The organism is Campylobacter concisus, from assembly GCF_003048595.2.
Taxonomy (GTDB): domain Bacteria; phylum Campylobacterota; class Campylobacteria; order Campylobacterales; family Campylobacteraceae; genus Campylobacter_A; species Campylobacter_A concisus_L.
The window spans coordinates 1,206,753-1,222,001 of record NZ_CP049270.1 but is presented as its reverse complement, the minus strand read 5'-3'; the positions used below and the strand labels follow the sequence as shown (position 1 = coordinate 1,222,001).

At 39.6% G+C, this 15,249-nt stretch carries 17 protein-coding genes; 14 read left to right on the top strand and 3 right to left on the bottom strand.

All coding sequences use genetic code 11. The features are described 5' to 3' along the window. The 5 genes from CVT15_RS06195 to CVT15_RS06175 all read left to right on the top strand — a co-directional run bounded on the left by CVT15_RS06195 (window position 1) and on the right by CVT15_RS06175 (window position 5,375). A complete protein-coding gene (locus CVT15_RS06195; protein ID WP_107898126.1) occupies window positions 1-1,314 on the top strand; it encodes a MotA/TolQ/ExbB proton channel family protein in 1,314 nt (437 codons plus the stop codon). Beyond that, a complete protein-coding gene (locus CVT15_RS06190) occupies window positions 1,311-2,402 on the top strand; it encodes an OmpA family protein (RefSeq protein ID WP_103577373.1) in 1,092 nt (363 codons plus the stop codon). The genes CVT15_RS06195 and CVT15_RS06190 overlap by 4 nt, the downstream gene beginning before the upstream one ends. Then, window positions 2,395-3,246: a pyridoxal-phosphate dependent enzyme gene (locus CVT15_RS06185; RefSeq protein WP_103577372.1), complete on the top strand. Its 852-nt coding sequence runs from the start codon at window positions 2,395-2,397 to the stop codon at window positions 3,244-3,246. Before CVT15_RS06190 ends, CVT15_RS06185 begins: the two co-directional genes overlap by 8 nt. After that, window positions 3,243-4,535: a histidinol dehydrogenase gene (gene hisD, locus CVT15_RS06180; RefSeq protein WP_103577371.1), complete on the top strand. Its 1,293-nt coding sequence runs from the start codon at window positions 3,243-3,245 to the stop codon at window positions 4,533-4,535. The genes CVT15_RS06185 and hisD overlap by 4 nt, the downstream gene beginning before the upstream one ends. Window positions 4,536-4,619: 84 nt before the next feature. Next, on the top strand, window positions 4,620-5,375 hold the full coding sequence (locus CVT15_RS06175) for a flagellin (RefSeq protein WP_196373517.1): 756 nt from the start codon (window positions 4,620-4,622) through the stop codon (window positions 5,373-5,375). A gap of 227 nt (window positions 5,376-5,602) precedes the next feature. Here the strand turns inward: CVT15_RS06175 and rpoD are convergent, their stop codons facing one another. Then, a complete protein-coding gene (rpoD, locus tag CVT15_RS06170; protein WP_021091519.1) occupies window positions 5,603-7,459 on the bottom strand; it encodes an RNA polymerase sigma factor RpoD in 1,857 nt (618 codons plus the stop codon). 148 nt (window positions 7,460-7,607) lie between these two features. Between rpoD and CVT15_RS06165 the strand changes: the two genes are divergently transcribed. Further along, on the top strand, window positions 7,608-8,417 hold the full coding sequence (locus CVT15_RS06165) for a flagellar hook-basal body protein (RefSeq protein ID WP_103577370.1): 810 nt from the start codon (window positions 7,608-7,610) through the stop codon (window positions 8,415-8,417). Between the two features lie 15 nt (window positions 8,418-8,432). Next, window positions 8,433-9,221 carry a flagellar basal-body rod protein FlgG gene (gene flgG, locus CVT15_RS06160; protein WP_021091447.1) on the top strand — a complete coding sequence of 263 codons (789 nt, stop codon included), beginning with the start codon at window positions 8,433-8,435 and terminating at the stop codon, window positions 9,219-9,221. Between the two features lie 98 nt (window positions 9,222-9,319). Here flgG and CVT15_RS06155 read toward each other — a convergent pair whose 3' ends face one another. Together CVT15_RS06155 and CVT15_RS06150 are read right to left on the bottom strand one after the other, a co-directional pair. Further along, window positions 9,320-9,487: a hypothetical protein gene (locus tag CVT15_RS06155; RefSeq protein ID WP_180998555.1), complete on the bottom strand. Its 168-nt coding sequence runs from the start codon at window positions 9,485-9,487 to the stop codon at window positions 9,320-9,322. A gap of 11 nt (window positions 9,488-9,498) precedes the next feature. Next, window positions 9,499-9,942 carry a tetratricopeptide repeat protein gene (locus CVT15_RS06150; protein ID WP_103577369.1) on the bottom strand — a complete coding sequence of 148 codons (444 nt, stop codon included), beginning with the start codon at window positions 9,940-9,942 and terminating at the stop codon, window positions 9,499-9,501. Window positions 9,943-10,044: 102 nt separating this feature from the next. Here CVT15_RS06150 and CVT15_RS06145 point away from each other — a divergent pair, with 102 nt between their 5' ends. The 7 genes from CVT15_RS06145 (at window position 10,045) to CVT15_RS06115 (ending at window position 15,249) form a co-directional block, all read left to right on the top strand. Next, window positions 10,045-10,707: an AzlC family ABC transporter permease gene (locus CVT15_RS06145; RefSeq protein WP_103577368.1), complete on the top strand. Its 663-nt coding sequence runs from the start codon at window positions 10,045-10,047 to the stop codon at window positions 10,705-10,707. Continuing rightward, window positions 10,704-11,039 (top strand): branched-chain amino acid transporter permease, encoded by a 336-nt coding sequence (locus tag CVT15_RS06140; RefSeq protein WP_103577367.1) that lies wholly within the window; start codon window positions 10,704-10,706, stop codon window positions 11,037-11,039. The genes CVT15_RS06145 and CVT15_RS06140 overlap by 4 nt, the downstream gene beginning before the upstream one ends. 85 nt (window positions 11,040-11,124) lie before the next feature. Further along, window positions 11,125-12,171: a type II asparaginase gene (locus CVT15_RS06135; RefSeq protein WP_107898125.1), complete on the top strand. Its 1,047-nt coding sequence runs from the start codon at window positions 11,125-11,127 to the stop codon at window positions 12,169-12,171. A 108-nt stretch (window positions 12,172-12,279) separates the two neighbouring features. Further along, on the top strand, window positions 12,280-12,879 hold the full coding sequence (locus CVT15_RS06130) for a LysE family translocator (RefSeq protein ID WP_103577365.1): 600 nt from the start codon (window positions 12,280-12,282) through the stop codon (window positions 12,877-12,879). Between the two features lie 74 nt (window positions 12,880-12,953). Beyond that, on the top strand, window positions 12,954-13,313 hold the full coding sequence (locus tag CVT15_RS06125) for a DsrE/DsrF/TusD sulfur relay family protein (protein ID WP_021091421.1): 360 nt from the start codon (window positions 12,954-12,956) through the stop codon (window positions 13,311-13,313). 19 nt (window positions 13,314-13,332) lie between these two features. Next, window positions 13,333-14,229: a DUF4299 family protein gene (locus CVT15_RS06120; RefSeq protein ID WP_103577364.1), complete on the top strand. Its 897-nt coding sequence runs from the start codon at window positions 13,333-13,335 to the stop codon at window positions 14,227-14,229. Window positions 14,230-14,397: 168 nt separating this feature from the next. Next, window positions 14,398-15,249 (top strand): hypothetical protein, encoded by an 852-nt coding sequence (locus CVT15_RS06115; protein WP_103577363.1) that lies wholly within the window; start codon window positions 14,398-14,400, stop codon window positions 15,247-15,249.

Here is a 15,249-nt window from a genome sequence, read left to right as displayed (position 1 = left end):
ATGCAAAATCAAAATGATTTTAGTGAGCTAAGCGTGCCAAAAGAGCGCCAAGCTCACTCTTTCTTTGTCTTTTTTAAAGTTATCTTTATCCCTTTAGCTATCTACATCTTGGCGATACTAGCTTATCTTGGTGTTATAAATTTTCAGATGAAGCTTCATACCATCGTGATGATGGGCGTTATACTCTTTGTTGCTTTTATCTTTTCTCGCCACAGCGCCTTGGTAGCTTACTCAAATTTCTTAGCAAATGCCAAAGACTACAAGATAAGACTAAAAGAATTTATCATCTCGCATCTCTTTGAAATTTCAAGCATCAAAAAAGCAAACGCTAAATTTGAAGACTTCTTTGAGAGTTATACAAGAAATTTTAGAAATGACAACCTAGCAAACATCGGTCAAGCAGTCTTTCCTATGCTTGGAATTTTGGGCACATTTATCAGTATCGCTATCTCGATGCCAGAGTTTAGCTCAAGCACGACAAATGGTCTAGAAAAAGAGATCGCTATACTGCTAAACGGCGTGGCTACGGCATTTTATGTATCGATTTATGGCATATTTTTAGCGCTTTGGTGGATGTTTTTTGAAAAGATAGGCGTTAGTAAATTTGAGAAATTTTATAGCGAGCAAAAAGAGCTAAGCCGTGAGTTTTTCTGGCAGGAAAATGAGCTAAATGCAAATTTCATGAAAGCAAGTGTAGGCTACTTTAAAGATAGTCACGACGCCTTTAAAATGGTGCTTGATGATAAATTTGTAAAAGAGCTAAGCGAGCAGACAAATGAGAAATTTAACAGCCTAAAAGAGCTTTGCGAGATTGAAAAAAATATCATCAATCAAAGCAAAGCCGAGCTTAGCGCAAATTTAAAAATGCTAAATGAAGCTAGCCTAAAACAAGATGAATTTGTAAAAATTCACTCTAATATGCTAAAGGCAGTAAGCGCGTTTTCTAATGCCTTTAAAGATATGGAGGTTAAAATTTTAACCGAGCATGCAAAGCTTGGCGAAATTTTTAGTAGAAATTTAAACGCTACAAAAGAGAGCCAGCTAAAATTTGAGCAGACTATAAAGAGTTTTGATGCCATTTTAAAAGAATTTTCTCTCTCTTTGATGAAAGAGCAAAACGACGCACTAAAGGAATTTAGAGCCTCGCTCGTGGAGAGTGCGACGATATTTAAGGCGGCTTATGAGCAAGAGGGCAGGAGCTTGGAGCGTGAAAAAGAGCGCGAGAGCCTCATTGCTGAGCTTAAAAAGAACATAGACGAGATCGATAAAGAAGCAAATTCTGTAATAGAAAAAATCGAAAATCTAGTGCAATGAAAATAAACAAAAATAACGAGGATCAATCGAGCTTTTGGGTTTCATACGCAGACTTGATGGCGGGTCTGCTCTTTGTTTTTATGTTGTTAATAGGCGCTGTCGTCGTAAAATACGTCCTAACTCAAAACACCCTTGAAAATAAAGAGCAAGCTATCATCGCAGCTTTAGCAAATCTAAAAGACGCTCAGGGCAAGAATTTCACCCTTGAAGAGCTAAATGAAGCACTAAAAAGTGAGCTTTTAAAGATAAGTGACGAAAACATAAATTTAAAAAAATCAAATGAAATTTTTGTCATCCAAATAGATGCCCTAAAAGAAAAACTAGCCCAGCTCATAGAGGAAAACAAGGACGCAAATGCGAGCATAAAAGAGCTAAATGCTAGCATTTTTGATCTAAATCAAAAGATGATCGTGCTAAATGATGAAATTTCATCAAAAGATAGAGCGCTTAGTGATGCAAACGAAAGCAGTGAGAAAAATTTAGCCAAGATCGCCTTTTTGCTCGAGCAGGTAAGCCAAAGAGAAGCTAAATACGACGAGCTTTTAAGGGACTTAAACGTCACTCGTGACAGAGTGAAAAATTTAACCGGTATCAGGGTAAAAGTGATCTCAGCCCTAAAAGATAGGCTAGGCTCAAGCATTGAGATCGATCCAAACTCAGGCGCGCTAAAGCTTAGCTCCTCAGTACTTTTTGATAAAGGCAGTGCAGTCTTAAAAGAAGAGGTCAAAGAGGAGTTAAAGGCCACTCTTAGTAAATATTTTGACGTGCTTTTAAATGATAAAGATATTGCATCAAATATTGATCAGATAATAATCGAAGGCTTTACAGATAGTGATGGAAGTTATATTTATAACTTAGAGCTTTCACAAAAAAGAGCATACGCGGTTATGGAGTTTATAAACTCATTTGATGGTGATACTCGCCTTAGAAAATTGCTCGTGGCAAGTGGTCGAAGCTACAACGAGCTAGTTTTTAAGGACGGAGCCGAGGACAAGGACGCTTCAAGGCGTATCGAGATCAAATTTTCACTCTCAAACAAAGAGGCCATCAACGAGATAGAGAAATTTTTGGAGTTTAAGGGTGATTGAGCGGGTTATTCTTAAGGGGCGAGAGTTTTGGCTTTTGAGGGATGATCTGCTAGGTGAGTTTAACGGTAACAAAGCAAGAAAGCTAGAGTATTTTCTAAAGGCTGATTTACACGGCATCCAAGCCATCGTATCTCACGGCTCAAGCCAGTCAAATGCGATGTATAGCCTAAGTCTTTTTGCTAAGCTCAAAGGGCTTAAATTTTACTATGTCGTCTCTCATCTTAGTTCAAATTTAGAGCAAAATCCAGTCGGAAATTTCAAATTTGCACTTGAAAATGGTATGGAAATTTTTGTAAAAGAGGAACGTGAGAAATTTGCCAAAGAGCTGGCAATTAGCAAAAATGCACTTTTTATAAACGAGGGTGTGGCTCAGAGCGAGGCTGAGTTTGGTTTTATCACGCAGGCAAATGAGATAAATGAGTGGAGCAAAAAAAGTGGCATAAAGCCTGATATTTTTTTACCTTCTGGTACAGGCACTAGCGCTTGCTACCTGGCAAAGCACACTGATCTTAGCGTTTATACCGCTCCTTGCGTGGGAGACAGCGACTATCTCAAAAAGCAAATTTACGAGCTAGACAAAAATAGCAAGGTGCAAATTTTAAATCCGCCAAAGAAGTATTATTTTGGAAATTTATACCCAGAGCTTTATGAAATTTGGCTTGAAGTGTGCAAAAGTGGCGTGGAATTTGACCTAGTGTATGACCCTGTTGGCTTTATCACGCTTTTTGCAAATTTAGATAGGCTTGGAGCTGAAATTTTATATATCCACCAGGGCGGAATTTTAGGTAACATTACACAAAAGCAAAGATATGAGAGAAAATTAAAATTAAAGGAGCATAAATGAAATTTTTTCATAGTAGTGACGCTGATTTTGAGAGTAAATTTTTACAGCTTGTTAAACGAAGTGATAATGACATGAGTGCTGTAATGCCGGTGGTTGCTGGAATAATAGATGAGATAAGAAAAGATGGTGATAGTGCGCTTTTTGCACAGATAGCTAAATTTGATAAATTTAGCGTTACAAGTAAAAACGACATAATAATCGACGTTAAAGAGATGGAGGCTGCCTATAATTCACTAGATAATGCTTTAAGGGTAGCTTTAAATTTAGCTCACAATAGGATAAAAAGCTATCATGAACGCACAAAGCCAAGCGACTGGACATATAAAGATGAGCATGACATCTTGCTTGGCGCAAAATACACAGCGGTTGACCGCGCAGGCCTTTATATCCCAGGCGGTAAGGCGGCTTATCCTAGCTCGCTTCTTATGAATGCGATCCCAGCGATCGTAGCTGGCGTAAAAGAGATCGTAGTTTGCACCCCAGCGCCAAATGGCAAGGTAAATACCTTGCTTCTTGCTGCAATGCACCTTTGTGGCATAAAGACAGCCTTTAAAATAGGCGGTGCAAGCGCCATTGCGGCGATGGCATACGGAACTGCAACGGTGCCAAAAGTTGATGTCATCACAGGACCTGGCAATATCTACGTAGCGACTGCTAAAAAGCTAGTTTATGGCGACGTAAATATTGATATGATCGCTGGTCCAAGCGAGATAGGCGTCATCGCTGATGATAGTGCCGATCCTCGCCACATAGCTATCGATATGCTCTCTCAAGCTGAGCACGACGAGATCGCAAGTGCCTTTTTGATAACGCCAGTGGAAGCCTTTGCAAGGGCTGTGCAAAAACACATTGAAGATGAGCTAAAGACACTAAAACGTGAGCCGATCGCAAGTGCAAGTATAAGAAATAAAGCTGCAATAATAGTGGCAAAAGATTTGAAAGAGTGTTTTGCACTCATGAATGAGCTTGCTGTTGAGCACCTAGAGATCGCTACAAACGATGCTTTAAGTTATATTGATGATGTGACTCATGCGGGTGCTATATTTTTTGGACACTTTACGCCTGAAGCGATGGGGGATTATATCGCTGGACCAAATCACACATTGCCAACCGGTGGAAGTGCGAGATTTTACTCGCCGCTTGGAGTTGAAAATTTCATGAAGCGAAGTTCGATCATTTCAGTGAGTAGAAAAGGTATCATGCATCTTGGCAAATCATGCATGCAGCTAGCCGAAGCTGAAGGACTAACTGCTCATAAAAAATCAGTTGCAGTGAGGCTGGAAGAGTAAAGAAAAATGAATTTTATAGAGATTTTGCAACTTTTTATAGAATTTATAGTAGAATCCATAGCGAATTATTAAAAAGGAGTTGTTATGAAGTTAGGAACTTATACTGCAAACCAGGCTTCAGGAAACTATTATTTAGATCAAGCAAAAAATAGCGAGAAGAAAGCGCTAAATGCTATCTCTGCAAACAGCGAGATCAAAGCTTCAGGTGCAAATTTGCAAATCGCAGAGAGTTTGCTTTCGCAAACAAATGTCTTGAACGAAGGTTTGGCAAATGCAAACGATATGATCGGTATGCTTCAAATCGCTGACTCAACGCTTTTAAATTTAAGTAAAAGTACGGATAGAATAGGTGAGCTTTCAAGTAAGCTTACAAATCCTACTCTATCAGCAAATGAACAAAAAGGTATAAAGGGCGAAATCAACGCACTAAGAAATGCTATGAATGATAGCGTAAAAGAGGCTAAATTTAACGGTAAAAACGTATTTGATGCTGAGCTTGGATTTTTCACAGGCGAGAGTACAAAAAATATAAATTTGGGTACAAATGCTCTTTTAAATGTAAAAGAGGACGGCTCAAATACAGGCGAAATTTTAAAAAATATAAATTCACTTCGCTCAGAGATCGGATCAACACAAAATGCTGTATTTAGAGGTATAAATGCTCTAGCCGCAAGAAGCGTGGCAAATGCTAATAGTGTAGAGAACCTTGATAGCAGCGACATCGCAAAGAGCTTGGAAGAAAATTTACAAGCAAATTTAAAACTTCATGCTGCGAGCTTAGCTAAAGCTCATGATACTACGAGTTTGGCTACAAAACTAGATAAACTTCTAGCTGAATAAATTTTTACCGGTCTTGCGCCGGTAAATTCTTTTTATCTAATTTTATTCTTTAAAAATATTAAGTTTTTTGTATTTTTAAGTTGGTCTAATGGCTAAATGAGGGCTGAATCCAACCTTTCAATAATAAAATCAATGTAGATTGTTAGTGAAATTTGTTGCTAAAAATTTTTAAATTTTATAAAGCTAAAGAGAAAGTCTTAAGGAAAATATCCCAAAGAAAAGGGCTTTTAGCCCTCAATGTAGTTTTTAAGTTTTCTACCGACTTTTGGGTGTTTTAGTTTTTTGATAGCTGAGCTTTCTATCTGGCGAACACGCTCACGAGTGACGTTTAGAGCCTTGCCGATCTCTTCAAGTGTGCGGTCGCTCTCATCTTCAAGTAAGCCGAATCTCATCGAAATGACTGCTTTTTCACGCTCATTTAGCTGCGAAAGCACATCATCTATCTGTTCTCTAAGGTCACTTTTTAAAATTTGCTCTATCGGAGAAAGTGAGCTTTTATCCTCTACAAAATCTCCAAATTTTCCGTCCTCTTCGTTTGCGATCGGAGCTTCGAGGCTGATAGGCTCTTTTGTTATTTTGATGACTTGTTTTACCTTATCAACGCTTAACCCAACCTCTTTTGCGATAACGCTTACATCAGGCTCTTTACCTTCTTCTTGGAGGTATTTGCGGTTTATTTTGTTGATACGATTTATCGTCTCTATCATGTGGATAGGTATCCTAATCGTCCTTGCCTGATCGGCGATCGCACGCGAAATAGCCTGGCGGATCCACCATGTGGCGTAGGTTGAAAATTTATAGCCTTTTCTGTATTCAAATTTATCAACCGCCTTCATAAGGCCAATGTTGCCCTCTTGGATGAGATCCAAAAATGGCAAACCCCTGTTTGTATAGCGTTTCGCGATACTTACAACTAGACGGAGATTTGACTTAGCCATTCTAGCTTTTGCCTCGTCAGAAATTTTCTTTCCACGTTTGATCTGCTCTAAAATCTCTTTTAGCCTTGTTGGCTCAAGATCAAAGCCTTGCTTGCTTGCCTCTTTTGTAGTAAATAGCTTTTTGATCTCGACATAAGTTGAGACCATTGTAGCTTCTGGTACTCGAGCCGCGATTTCTTCCTTACTAAGCTTGATAATATCTTTTAGTATGCTTTTGTGATTTTTCTTAAGCTCGTCGCTAAACATTGGTAAGCGATACTCCAAGCGTTTTAGCTCTCTATCAAATTCGTCGTCGCTTTTTAGTGCTGTTTCCATTGATTTTACGATCTCGCTAATTAGCTTGCTTGTTGGTCCAAGATCCATTAGCTTCTCTTTTAAAATTTTCTTTTTAAATGCAAGTGTCATCTTTGAAGCTGTGTCATCGCTCTCAACTTTATCCTGTTTGTTTGCAGTCTTTAGCCACTCTTTTTTAGCTTTTTCGAGGGCCTTAAAGCTCTCTATAACTTTTTCAGCGCGCTTGTCGTTTTTAGCTGATTTTTTAGGAGCTTCATTTTCTTCGTTCTCTTCATCTTCCTCATCTATATCGTCTTCGCTATCTTCGTTTTCTTCGTTTTCACTCTCGTCTTCAAAGCTCTTAAAAAGCTCTTTTACACGGCGTTCTCTATTGATGAGCGGCTCTTTATAGTCAAGTATGAAATCGATCAAAAATGGCACAGAACAAAATGCATCGATAATGATATCTTCGCCAAGCTCGATCCTTTTGCTAATCTCTACCTCTTCATCTTTTGTAAGAAGCGCGATCTGACCCATCTCTCTTAAATACATCCTGACAGGGCTATCTGACCTTGACCACTCTAAAAGGTCGCTCTCGCCAGAAAGATCGAGATCTTCGTCGATATCTTGATCACTTTTTTGAGCATTTTCTTGGCGTTTTTTAGCATCGGCTAAATTTCTAAGCTTTGCAGCTTCAGCAGATGTGATGAGCTGGACTTTATTTGTTTTTGCTAGTTGTTCTATCTTTTTTACTATCGTAGCAGTCGGAGCTTTGTCTAATAATTTTACTAATTTTTCGTATGTCAAAAAGCCTTTTGCATTTTCAGCGAAAAGCTCTTCTATCTGAGAAAAAGAGTCTTTTGCGGCGCTCATAAATTTCCTTTCGAATCGTCTAATTGTGATTTAAGTATTGTTTAAAAGAAAGTGGATTATACCCAAATTTTGTAAATGTGTATAAAAACAAAGTTGGAACGATGATTGCTTAGTAGCTATAAAAATCAAATTTTGATTAGGAAATTTTATGCAAAATGGTTATTATCAAGCCACTGCTGGCATGGTAACGCAGTTTAACAGATTAAACGTTATCTCAAACAACCTTGCAAATGTAAATACGATCGGCTATAAGAGAAATGATGTAGTTATCGGTGACTTTGCGAGAATTTTTAAAGAGACACAAGATGAGCTTCCTCTTAAAAATCACACAAAAGATGGAGCTAAATTTTTAAATAGAACACTTGATCGCGTACCACAAGTGAGCGAAGAATACACCGACTTTAGTGCCGGTGGCTTTAAATACAGCTCAAACACACTTGATTTTGCGATAAAAAGAGATGACGCATTTTTCTTAGTCGATACTCCAAATGGTGTAAAACTTAGCAAAAATGGCTCTTTTAGTCTTGATGGCGACGGCTACATCGTCACAAAAGAGGGCTATAAAGTTTTGCCAAGCGGCTACGAGGCACAAAATCCTGATCAAAGAGGTATCCAAGTGCCACAAGGAGAGGTGCTAACTGCTGATAAAAATGGAAATTTATACTCAAATAACAATCAATTTTCTAAATTTTTTATCGCTCAGCCAAGGGAGATAAGAGATCTCAAAAAGGTCGGAGATAACCTTTTTGAGAGTAGAAATTTTGATGACATCACAGAGCTTGACGAGGCTGATAGCGTGATGCAAGGATATGCTCAGATGTCAAACGTAAACCCAGTTTTAGAAATGGTTGGTCTAATAGAAACCCAGCGCTTAGTTGATATGTATCAAAAGGTTATGACAAGCCATATGAACGATCTTAATCAAGATGCTGTTCAAAAACTAGCCCTAAAAGCTTAATAAAAGGATAAAACTATGATGAGATCACTTTACACTGCGGCCACTGGTATGATAGCTCAGCAGACGCAGATAGACGTAACCTCACACAACATCGCAAACGTAAATACTTATGGGTACAAGAAAAATAGGGCTGAATTTGCCGATCTTATGTATCAAGTAATGGAGTACGCAGGTACGGCTACAAGCCAGACTACCACAAGTCCAACAGGCATCGAAGTGGGTCTTGGCGTGCGCCCAACAGCGATAAATAAAATTTTCTCTCAGGGCTATTTCAAAGAGACTAGCAACAACCTAGATATGGTAATAGCGGGCAATGGATTTTTTCAGATTCAGCTGCCTGATGGCACAACAGCCTACACTAGAAATGGCGCATTTAAGCTTGATGCAAACGGCACTATCGTAAATAGCGATGGCTATCAGCTAATCCCTCAGATCACAGTCCCTGCAAATGCGACGCAAATTTCTATTGGCACAGATGGCACCGTATCAGTGCTCCAAGCAGGCGAGAGAGAGATGGCTCAGATAGGTCAGATCGAGCTAGCAAATTTCATAAACCCAGCTGGCCTTCACTCAATGGGTGATAACAACTATCTAGAAACAAGCGCTAGCGGTAATGTTGTAGTAGGCGTGGCAGGACTTGACGGACTTGGTACGATCAGACAAGGATTTGTTGAGATGAGTAACGTTCAGTTAGTTGAAGAAATGACTGATCTTATCACTGGACAGCGTGCGTACGAGGCGAACTCAAAGGCGATAACCACGAGTGACTCGATGCTTGAAATAGTAAATGGGCTTAAAAGGTAAGTAGTATGGATGTGACTCTGACTATTGTTGGGCTTATATTGGTTGCTTTTACGCTTGAGGTATTTTATTTTTCAAATAATACTTCAAAAGAGAAGGACTCAATAAAGCAGACGCATTAATATAAATTTGGCAGTACTATTGTTGCTTGATGAATTATAAATTTTTAAGGCATCTTTGTAACTGCCTGTAAAATTTTCTCTTATCCTGCTATCGCTTTGATATATCTCATCTAAAATTTCTGCTCTTAAGAGCAAGAATAAAAGCATCTTTTGTTTAATTAAAAATTTTTAAGCATACTACATGCTTCTTCCAAATCAAGCTCACAGGCTTTTTTGTAGTAGTTCTTTGCTCTATTTTTATCTTGCAACATACCAGCATCTCCAGTTTCATAAATGAGCGCAAGAGTATAGCAAGCAAATGCATTTTTTAGTTGGCAAGCCTTATTATAAAGTCTAAGCCCCTCTTCTTTCTCTTGTACTAGAGTGTCTTTTTGTAGATATATATTTCCTAAAAATAGACAGCTATGTGGATTGCCTAGCTCGCAGGCTTTGTTTGCCATAGCTGCCATTTTATCGCGCTCATTGTTGTCAAGGTAGATATATATAAGATCGGTGCAGCTTTCTATGTTGTTTAAAGCACATTCATTTTCAAGCTTAGTGGTATCTAAGTTTTTACCCCAAGAAAATAGAATACAAAATAAAATTAGAATTACCTTTTTCATCTTTTAACTCCAAAAATTTCTATCATTTTATAAAATTTAACTCTATTTTTACTCTTATTTTCAAATTTTTGCTAATATTTTGGCTTTTTATGAAGGTAAAATTTGACATTTAACTACGTTTTTAAACTATCTATTCCTATTTTTATGGGCTATTTCCCACTTGGCGTCGCATTTGGCGTGCTGGCAAAGAGCATGGGCGTTAGCGCGTTTATCGCCGTGGCACTTAGTACGCTAGCTTACGGCGGAGCAGCGCAGTTTATGTTGCTCTCGCTCTTTAGCGTCGGCACGAGCTATATTGAGGTCTTTATCGTGAGCTACCTTGTAAATTTACGCCATACTTTTTATGGAATTTCACTTTTAAAAGAGTATGGCGGGATCAAATTTAAGCTCTTAAACATCGCTTTGCTAACAGATGAGACCTTTGCGATATTTAAAAATTTAGGGCTAAAGGATGTGAGTGATCGCAGCTTTGTCTTTACCTGGCTAAATATCCTTTCTTGGTCTTACTGGGCGGCTGGGACGCTTCTTGGTGCGATACTTGGCGATCTTATAAAGGCCGATACAAAGGGGCTTGAGTTTAGTTTGACCTCGCTTTTTATAGTGATCGTCATCGAGATGTTTAAAAATGATAGAAACTACCGCGTGCTCTTTGCGGCGGCCTTTTTTGGCGTGCTTGGAGTGAGCCTATTTGCAGCTAAATTTGTGCTTGTTGGCTCGATGGCGCTTTGTTTTATATTTTTGCTTTTGTTTAAGGATAAAATTTGATAAGTGTAAATTCAAGTGAAATGATACTGTTTATAGCGGTGCTTTTAAGTGCCTTGGCTACTTTTATCACAAGGGCGACACCGTTTTATGCATTAAGAAACTATAAGCCAAACCCTTATTTGGATGCCATCGAGAAGCATATGGGCATGATGATAATGGTCGTTTTGGTCTGCTACGGCTTAAAAGATACGAAATTTAGCGAGTTTCCTTATGGTTTAAGCGAGATAGTAGCAGTTTTTACAGCTATTTTGATGCATTTAAAATTTAAAAATACCCTTCTTAGCATAGTTATTTCAACCGGAATTTATATGTTTTTGATAAGAATTTTTTAAATAAATATAAAATTTGGAAGTTAATAATTTTTTTAAATAAATGGCATTATAATGACTTTGCAAATTTTAATGCAAAGGAGCTAAAATGCGTTTAATCTTTAAGGCGGTGTTACTCATGATTTTAGGTGCTACTTTAGCGGTTGCAAAGCCAACCATCTACATACTAGCTACTGGTGGAACGATAGCAGGAAGCGGCTCGGGTTCGCTTGATTCGAGCTATACTTCTGGAACTGTTACGGTCGATAAACTTATCGCAGCCGTGCCAGATATCAACAAGATCGCTACCATAAAAGGCGAGCAAATTTCAAATATCGGCTCACAGGATATGAACAACGAAGTTTGGCTAAAGCTTGCAAATAGAATAAATGAGCTTTTAAACAGCGGCAAAGCTGATGGTATCGTCGTTACTCACGGCACAGATACTATGGAAGAGACAGCTTACTTTCTAAATTTAGTAGTTAAAAGCGACAAGCCAGTTGTCCTTGTAGGTGCGATGAGAAATAGCGGTTCGCTAAGCGCAGACGGCCCACTAAATTTATTTAACGCTGTAAACGTTGCTATTAGCAAAGATAGCGTAGGAAAAGGCGTTGTGGTTACTATGAATGATGAGATCCACGCCGGTAGAGAGGTGACAAAGACCAATACAACTGGCGTTGATACATTTAAATCACCAAATAGCGGCAAAATCGGCACAGTCTTTTACGGCAACGTAAAATACTATATGAACCCGCTTAGAAAACACACAGCAAAATCAGCATTTGACCTAGAAGGCGTTAAAGAACTTCCAAGAGTCGATATCATCTACTCTCATGCAAATGACAACCCTGACTTTGTAAACATAGCTGTTAAAAACGGCGCAAAAGGTATCGTTAGCGCTGGTCTAGGCAACGGCAACCCTTACTTTAGTGTGCTTGACGCACTTGGCGAGGCTTCAAAAGCTGGCGTAGTAGTAGTTCGTGACTCACGTGTAGGAAGTGGCGAGACAACTATGAACGGCGAAGTTGATGACGCAAAATACGGCTTTTTAACAAGCGATAACCTAAACGCTCAAAAAGCTAGAGTGCTTTTAATGCTTGCTCTTACAAAAACAAGCGATAAAGCAAAAATTCAAGAGTTTTTCTTAACTCACTAAAAAAGAGGCGGCTTGGCCCGCCTTTTAAATTTAAGCTATAAATTTGATTGCTGGATCAGATCTATAGCTTAAATTTTTATATTTGTTAGCTAAATTTCAAGGCTTTTTATGGACTTCTTACTCTTTTTCGCCACACTTACTCCTATCTCGCTAATGCCAGGCATCAACATGACCTATGCGATGAGTATCGGTATGGGCTTTGGCTATAAGCACTCGCTTATTATGATGACCGGGCAGCTTCTTTCGCTTGCTTTCGTGGCATTTTGCTGTATGCTTGGCGTGGGCGTGATGCTTCATCATTTTGAGTACGCATTTAAGGCATTAAACATCATTGCAGGCCTTTATATGCTCTATCTTGGCGCGATGCTTCTTTTTGGCAAGGGCGAGCTTAGCATAACAAACGTCTCAAATTTACCAAGCAAAAAGCAGATGTTTATAAACGGCCTCATTGTTTGCATCACAAATCCAAAGGCATGGATATTTTTCTCGGCTTTACTGCCTATATTTTTGGATAAAGAAGATCCCTTTAGCCTAACTCGTATGTGCGCGATCACGGCAACGCTCGTTTTCATCGAGTTTTGCTCGCTAAATATCTATGCGCTTGGCGGAGCTATGCTAAAGAAATTTTTACAAACGCACCTAAGGCTGCTTGAAATTTGCACCGCCATTATCGTCTGCACGATCGGCGTACTTTTACTTTTTAGATAAATTTAGCCTCTTTTTATATAGCTTGGCTAAAATTTGCTCGGTTTGCGCTACATTTTTGGCAAAAGGAGAAAAAGATGAAAAAATTTCTATTTATACTTACAAATCAACCATACAACGGTACCGATAATGCTTACAACGCATTAAGGCTAGCTAAAACGCTAAAAGAAAAAGGCGAAGAGGTTAGAATTTTTCTAATGAACGACGCGGTCGATCTTGCGCGAAATAGCACCAAAAAGCCGGAAGACTACGACGTAGATCTAGTAGCGATGTTAAAGGAGCTTTACGCTAGCGGCGCTATGTTAAAGGTTTGCGGTAGCTGCCAAACGAGGTGCGGTTTGCATGCGGGAGAGCCTTATTTCGAGGCTGAAGTGAAAGGCAGCATGGATATCTTGTCCGAGTGGGTTAGGCAGTGCGATCAAGTGATGACGTTTTAGAGTAGGCGAAAGAGAATTTATGAGCATAGCATTTAAGGTAAAAAATAAAAAGAAACTTTTCGGCGGATATGAAAAGGCGCTAAGCGAGCGTGAAATTTCAGAGGTTATAGAGGGATTTTGCTTTTTTAATGGTCAAAACGACGAGCCGAGCGAGCTTTCGCTAAACGAAAACGTGATGATATCAGGCGTACGGCAAAAGAGTGCTCGCGGTTTTGAGCTAAACTATGAAGACGGCAAATATATCGTTCGAGTCTGCACTCCAAGCGGCGTTGGCGACTGGCGGATCGCGCTTGAGCTACTCTCAAAGCTCTCAGCCAAAATTGGCTCACCAATAGAGTGCGATAACGAGGAAATTTACGATGAAGAGCAAATTTTAAAATTTGATTATGAAGCTGATATAATGTGGGGACTCGAAGCTCTAAAGGACGCAAGAGAGAAAAATCAAACGCTTTATATCTATGGCGTGGAGCGAGATGTGGCGTTTGACGCGGTTATGATAGATGAAATTTTTGCAAGTACTAGCCCTGCGGCTAAATTTGATGAGATGATGAGGCAGGTGCAGTATCTTGACGCTTATAGTGCAAGAGAGAATTTATACGAAGATAAAAATGGGAATGAAATTTTTGGTGCATATACGCTTAGTGAAAATTTACCGACCATCTTGCCTTACGCTCCCTCTCCTTCGTGGCAAGCGCAAGAAGCCCTAGGTGAACGCAAGGTCTCGCGCTGGATACTTACGCTAGTAGTCGGCGTAGACGATAGGGACGCGCACGTGCTCGGCGAATGCGAATATGGCGCTTTTATGGCAAATTTGCCAAAAGAAAAATATCGCTTCATAGACGCCGCAAATATACTGGTTGAGCCGCTTAGCGAAGAAGAGATGAGAGAAATTTTTAAAAAGGCAAATGAAGCTTAGTTTTAAGTTAATAAACCACTCGAAAATGAAAATTCGCCTCAGGCTTGCTTAAAAATTTAAGTCGGTTTCAAGCGCGGATTTAAACTCGTAAAAGATAGAATTTTACTGGTATTGCCGCTTTTTAGCCTAAACTAATCTAGGCTTTGCGTGATTTGAAAAAGGATAAAAATGAAAATTTTAAAGGCTATTTTAGCGGCGGCATCGGCGGTTTGCTATCTAAACTCGGCCGTTTTACCCGAAAGCGACTGGAGCAAAAAGGATCTAAAAGGCGAGGTCAAAAGCATGACGGCTACGGAGTACGAATACTCTATAGACGGCTCCGGCACGCTAGAAAATACACGCGTAAAGCGGACGGAGTTTAACGAAAACGGCTATATACTGCAAGAAACCGAGCATATAAACGGCGTGCCAAACAGCTCGGTTTTGTTTGAATACGGCAAAGACGGGCTAATGCGCAAAAAGTATCAAGATAGCGCCGTTTATCTCTACGAATACGAATTTGACGGCGAAAATTTAGTCGCGACGGCCAAAGAGCAGCATGTTGAGGATAAATTTTACCCGCGCACGGAGAAAACCACTTACGGCAAGGACGGCAAAATGATTGCTCGGGCGGCGTATTCGGGCGGGACGCTAGTGACGGACGATAGCTATGTCTACGACGAAAAGGGCGTTTTAACGCGGATAGAAAATAATATGGAGCCGCAGCATGGCATAGAGATAAGCTTCGAGCGCAAGCCAAACGGCGAATACGAAAAAATCACGCAAGCCCCGGGCTCAAAATGGGTTTATTACTACGCCGCAAACGGCGACGAGATGGAGTATACGTCGGTAAATTACTTCGGCTCCCAGGCAAAAATCTGGCAAATTTTGCAGTTTAAAGACATAACGAGGGACGAGCGTGGAAATTTGACGCGTAAAACCTCGGTCAAATTTAAGCCCGCGGACAAATACTACGAAAACGGCGACATAACGGAAATCGGCCTATATAAAAAGCTGGAAATCAGCTACGAATACTACTAA